The organism is Streptomyces sp. NPDC000941 (assembly GCF_053599555.1).
Genome location: NZ_JBSFMM010000385.1, coordinates 1 through 5,862 on the forward strand (window position 1 = coordinate 1; position 5,862 = coordinate 5,862).

Sequence of the window (5,862 nt, forward strand, 5' to 3'; positions counted from 1 at the left end):
CCCGGGGACTCCCGGGCCGGCCTTCTCAGCTTCATCGGTCTATTCGGTCTATTCGGTCTACTCGCTCTACTCGCTCTACGGAGCCATCTCGTCCGGGCAGGCCGTGCCGCGCGGCAGGTCGTACTTGCCCGCTATCCGGTAGGTGCCGGCGTGCGGAGCGTGCAGTACGGTCCACTCGTCCTCCGGCTCCCCCTCCTTGCTCGGCTCGAAGACCTGCTTGGTCAGGCAGCCCTTGCGGTTGACCGGCAGCCCGCCGTCCTCGTCCGCCTCCGGCGCCTTGATGCGGTGGCCCTTGGCGTCCACCAGGCCCAGCCATGGCGAGTACGGGATGCGGATGAGCACCGGGCCCTTGGCGCGCACCTTCAGTATCAGCTTGTCCGCGTCGGCCCGCTCCACCGTCGCCGGCGGGTCGGCGATCGGGGTGGGGTCCTTGACCTCGTACAGCTTCCAGTTGTCGTCGCCCCACACCTCACGCAGATACGGCAGGCCCTTGGAGATGAGCTCGGCCTCCAGCGTCGCGGCGTGATCCGGCTCATCGGCCGGCAGCACCACATAGTGCACGGCCATGCGCTTGAGCCAGGCGTGGTAGTCGTCCGGGCTGAGCGTGTCCTTGTAGAAGAGCGGGTTGCGCTCCATGTCCGCCTGCCGGGTCCAGCCTCGGGCCAGGTTGACGTACTGGGGGAGCGCCGAGGACTCGCGGTGGCTGCGCACCGGCACCACCTCGACCCGGCCCCGGTTCGCCTTCACCTGCTTCAGGTGGTGGACCAGCGGCGCCAGCTCGCGCGCCCAGGACGCCGACGGGGTGGTGTGGATGACGTCGTCGCCCGTCTTCACGCCCTGCCACACCGTGACCGTCACCAGAGACAGCACGAGCCCCGTCCAGATTCGCCCCACGCCCGTGGTGAGCCACTTCTTGCGCGGCGGCATCCGGCGGTTGGTCAGCGCGGCAATCAGCACCACCCCGCCGAAGATCATGCTCAGGCGGGAGATGTTGGTGCCGATCTGGGAGGGGATCAGCCAGGTCAGCACCACCCCGATCGTGTACAGCGCCCCGCCCACCCGGACGGTCCGCCAGCCGCGCGGCGCGAACAGAAAGACCCCGAGGCCGATGATGCCCGGCAGTATGGTCGACGGCCAGGTCATCGGCTGCTCGCCGGAGAACGGGAAGAAGTAGGAGGAAAGACCGACCACGACCACCGGCGTGATGCCGAGCGCGTACGAGGCCGGATGGCGCCGGGTCAGCCACAGCGCGGCGGCCACGATCCCGATGAACAGCCCGGCCACCGGGCTGGACATGGTCGCGAGTGCGGACAGCAGGGCGGCAAGCAGCGCCCGCGCGATCTTGTGATGCCAGAACCGGGACCGCCACTTGGTGGGCCACGCGAAGATGACCGCCACGGCGGCGAGGCCGAACATCGCGCCGAGCCCGAACGTCACCCGGCCCGAGATCGCGTTGCAGACCAGCGCGAACGTGCCGTACATAGCCGGCCACAGCGGCCGCCGTACGACCCGGCTGCGCACCAGCAGCAGCGCGAGCAGCCCGGCGGACAGCGTCCCCGCGATCATCATCGTGGTGCGGACGCCGAGGACCGCCATCAGATAGGGCGAGATGACGCTGTACGAGACCGTGTGCATCCCGCCGTACCAGGCGAGGTTGTACGCCGAGTCGGGGTGCTGCAGGGCGAACTCCGCCCATGCGTCCTGCGCGGCCAGGTCGCCGCCGCTGTTCGCCAGCAGCGCCACCCACAGGATGTGCAGCACTCCGGCGACGACCAGGGCGGCGGGCACGGGGTGGCGCAGGAAGCGCCAGGCGCGCAGCACCCAGCCGACCGTCTGCTCCTGCGGCTCGGCCTGCTCCTGCTCAGCCTGCTCCTGCTGCTCAGCGCTGTGCGTGAGCGCCGCCGTAGCCGCGCCCTCAGCCGGGTCGGCGCCCGCCGGCCCGCCCGCCTCCTCGGCGGGGCTTACGCCCTCCGCGGCGTCCGGGCCCTCAGTGGACCAACGCTGCGTAGGCAGTCTTATTCGCGCCGCGGTGTTCTCCTCGGAACTCCCGCTGTTTTCGGCCCGTGTCGGATCCACGGTGGTCACTGCGGCTCTCCCCGTCTTCCCCGAGGTCTGCCCCCATGTTCCTTCAACCCTGTACCGGTTCCCCCCGGTTCGTTATGGGAGGACCGGGACCGGAGGCGCAGGCGACGCTAGCACGCGAAGGGCCCCAAAAGGCCTTCAGGGCGGGCGGTCGGGGGTGCTGTGGACAACTTGCTACATACGGCTGATCGGTGGCCCGACGCGCCGAGCGCCGGGCCACCGCACCAGGCGGTGTGTCTCCCGCCGGATCAGCCGGTCTCCCGCCGGATCAGACGATACGGACCAGCTTGGAGCCGAACGACGGCTCGGACAGCTCGCTCTGCAGCGCGACCGGCACCTTCACCTGGGCCGAACCGCTGCCCACGGCCAGCCGGCCGACAACCGTGCCCGCCTTGGCCGTATGCGGTACGACCTTGCCGCCGTCGATCAGCTCCAGCTCCACTTCGAGGCCGCCCCAGCCGACAGCCGTCACGTCCTTGGTCGCGACGACCGGGGTCGTGCCGCCCAGGCCGTCGTCGACGTGGCCGACGACCTCGCCCTTCTTCGCCACCGTGGCGGAGGTGAGGCCGTCCTGCACCGCCGTGATCAGCTTGTAGCTGTTGGCCTGCACCAGATCCAGGCTGTTCTGCAGGATGCCGGGCGCCCGCTGCTCCAGGACGACACCGAGGATCAGCCGCTTGTTGCCGTCGATGGTCTTCTCCGCGCCCCACATCAGCGCACCGCCGGCCGGGGTGCTCGAACCGGTCTTGATGCCGACCACACCAGGCTTCACCAGCAGATTGTTGTTGTTGAAGATCTTGCTGTCAGGAGTCTTGAGGCCGGGAATCCTGATGTTGGGCGTCGCCACGACCGACCGGAACGCCTCGCTCTTCATCACCGCCCTGGCCAGCTTGAGCTGGTCGGACGCGGTGCTCTTGGTGGTCGCCTTGAAACCGCTGGGGTCGGTGTAGACGGTGTTCTTCATCCCCAGGTCCTTGGCGGCGTCGTTCATCTTCTTCACGAACGCCTTCTCCGACCCCGAGTCCCAGCGGGCCAGCTGCCGGGCGATGTTGTTCCCGGACGGAATGAGCAGCATCTGGAGCATCTGGAGCTCGTTGTACGTCTGCCCCTCGTCCACCTCGACCCGCGACTCGTCCTCGGAGCCCGACTCCTTGCCCGCCTGGGCGTCGATCTTGATGGTCGGGCCCTCCTCGTCCACCTTGAGCGGGTGCTCATTGAGGACGACGTACGCCGTCATCACCTTGGTGACACTGGCGATCGGCACCGGCTTCTGCGCCCCGGAGGTGCCCAGGCTGCCCAGCCCCTCCACCTCGACCGCGGACTGCCCCTGCTCCGGCCAGGGAAGCGACATCTTGGCGCCGTCGAAGGTGTATGTGGCGTCGGCCACCTTCAGCTCGGGGTCCGGCAGCGGACGCACCGACTGCACCACACCGAGGATGACGATCAGGAGCACCGCGAGCGGCGTCCAGATCTTGACCCGCCGCACAGCGGTCCGCAGCGGGGTCTCCCGCGGCGGCGGGGTGTTGGTCAGCTGCGCCAGCAGATCGAGCGGCGGCAGCGGCTGCTGCTTGGTCCGCTCCGACTCGGGCAGCGGCTGCTGCTTCGTCCGCTCGGACTCGGGCAGCGCGGGGGGCGCGGCGGGGCGCGCCGGGGGCCGGGTGGGCGGGGCGTCGGCCGATCTCAGGGGTACGAAGCGGCTGGTGCGCTCGGCAGCGCTTTCGGGGCGCTCGGCACCGGGGGCCTTCTTCTCGTCCTTCTCGTCGGACTTACCGGGCTCGGGTTTGTCGGCCGGCTTCCCCGCAGGCTTGGCGGCAGGCTTTTCGGCGACCTTGGCGTCAGCGGGCTTGCCTGCATCAGGCTTGTCCGCTTCGGGCTTGTCCTTGGCAGGGGTCTTGAGGGTCTTGAAGACCGCGGTCGGCCGGTCGATGCCCGTACCGACGCCGGGTTCGCCACCCTTCCTACCCGCTTCGTCCGACTTGTCGGCCTTGGCCGCTTCATCCGTCTTGCCGGAATCGGCGTCCTTTTCTTCCGTATCGACGGAATCATCCGCCTTGTCGGCCTTCTGGGCCCACCGAGGAGCTTCCTTGTTCCGCAGCACCCCGAAAGCCGCCGTGGGCCGATCGACGGGCGCGGCCGAGCCCTCGTCATCCGACTCGGACTCCGGTGAGGCCTTCTCGTCGACCGCCTTGCCATCGGCGGGCTCGCGCTTCAGCGTGCGGAACACCGCCGTACGCACGTCCACCGGCTCGCCGGACGACCCCTCATCCGACTCGCCGGACCCCTCGGTCGAATCCTCGGCCGATCCCTCAGCCGCGCCTTCGTCCGGTTCGTCCGCAGATTTGGTGTCATCGACAGATTTGCCGGTTTCGACGGAATCACTGGATTCGCTTTCGCGAACAGCGGATTCCGCTTCCCGTTCCGCTTCGGCCGCCGCCTCCGGCTCCTCGTCCGCGACGGCGACCGCCGATTTGCCGCCCTCGGCCTCCCCTTCATGGAAGACCGCGAGCCGTGGATCGCGCTCGCCGCGAGTCGTCTCCCCCGACGACTTCCGCTGCTCCGACTTGTCGGGGGACTCGCCCGCCACCGATGCCTCCTTGTAATACCTTTTACGGGACGCGAGCCGCCTTCCGGCTTCACGTCCCGCCGCCCCAACCAACTATCAGTGTCCCGTGTGCCCCGAGTGCTGCCGCGCCACGGCACCCTGGCGGAGCGCCTTCAACGGGGCGCCCACCCGATAGACGAGAAAGACATAGCTATCGGTTCCATATCAAATCCCCCAGGCACTCTCGACAGACCAATGTGAGAGGGGTCACCCTGTCATTCATCCACGCGGGGAGGCATGGATGGGCAGGAGCCGCAGAACAATTCCGGAGGAGCTTCTGCTGCTCGCCTTGGACCCGACCACGGGAACCACGGCGCAGCCGCAGTCGCTCGACCTCGGTCTTGCCGGAGCCCAGCTAGTAGAGCTGGCTCTGGCCGGACGGATAGCCCCAGACGGGGATCGTATCGCCGTGGTGCTGCCACGGCCGACCGGAGATCCGACATTGGACTCCGCGCTGGAGCTGCTGCGCCGTCGTGGCAGCCCGGTCCGCGCGGTCCACTGGATCGGCGGGCCCCGGCTGGGGCTGCGCCAGACGTATCTCACGCACCTGGAGCGCTGCGGCATGGTCAGTGCCGTAGAGGGCCAGATGTGCGGGGTACTGCCGACGACTCGCTACCAGGCGACGGAGTCGGCCATCAGCCGGGAGATCAGGGCCCGGCTGGACACCGCGATCCGCACCGGCGTGCCGCCGGACCCGCGGACCGCGGCGCTCGCCGCCCTGGCCCATGCGGTCGGGCTCGGCAAGCACCTGTATCCCGGGAACGAGGGGCGCTCCTCGCGCTCCAGGCTCCGGGATCTGATCAGGCACGACCCCATGGGCGGACTCGTGGCGCACGCTGTCATGGACGTGCAGAACGGTGTCGCGGCGCAGCCACGGCGCGCACCGGCCCCAGGAGGCCGCCAGCCGGGAGCGCGGCCCTCCGTGCCCGCGTCCGGAGTTCCGGCACAGCCGTCCCGCCGCGGGAGCATGGCCCGCGTCGGAGCGCGCTGAGCCCGGCACACACCCGTTCCACCCGCTCGACCCGCTCCACCCGACCGACCGCACCACACAGTCCCCACCGACCCGGTTCGGGAGCCGCTGACGCGCGCGGGGCGGTGGGGGGGGGGGTGCCCCCCCGCCCGGGCGGGAGGGGGCGCCGGCGGCGGCCCCGGGCGGCGGCCGAGAGCGGGGGGGGCGC

At 69.9% G+C, this 5,862-nt stretch carries 3 protein-coding genes; 1 reads left to right on the forward strand and 2 read right to left on the reverse strand.

The window, feature by feature from the left end:
• Positions 1 to 75: 75 nt before the first annotated feature.
• Both ACWDSL_RS51290 and ACWDSL_RS51295 read right to left on the reverse strand, forming a co-directional pair.
• Positions 76 to 2,085 (reverse strand): MFS transporter, encoded by a 2,010-nt coding sequence (locus ACWDSL_RS51290; RefSeq protein ID WP_450496392.1) that lies wholly within the window; start codon positions 2,083 to 2,085, stop codon positions 76 to 78.
• A 265-nt stretch (positions 2,086 to 2,350) separates the two neighbouring features.
• The gene (locus ACWDSL_RS51295) at positions 2,351 to 4,666 is read right to left on the reverse strand and encodes a D-alanyl-D-alanine carboxypeptidase (RefSeq protein WP_450496394.1); all 2,316 of its coding nucleotides are present in this window, start codon (positions 4,664 to 4,666) and stop codon (positions 2,351 to 2,353) included.
• A 259-nt stretch (positions 4,667 to 4,925) separates the two neighbouring features.
• Between ACWDSL_RS51295 and ACWDSL_RS51300 the strand changes: the two genes are divergently transcribed.
• Complete coding sequence (locus tag ACWDSL_RS51300; protein ID WP_450496396.1) at positions 4,926 to 5,675, forward strand: GOLPH3/VPS74 family protein; 750 nt, start codon at positions 4,926 to 4,928, stop codon at positions 5,673 to 5,675.
• Positions 5,676 to 5,862 lie beyond the last annotated feature (187 nt).

Bases quoted from the DNA above. Each gene is read 5' to 3' on its own strand.
- ACWDSL_RS51300 (WP_450496396.1), top strand. From the start codon at position 4,926: ATGGGCAGGAGCCGCAGAACAATTCCGGAGGAGCTTCTGCTGCTCGCC.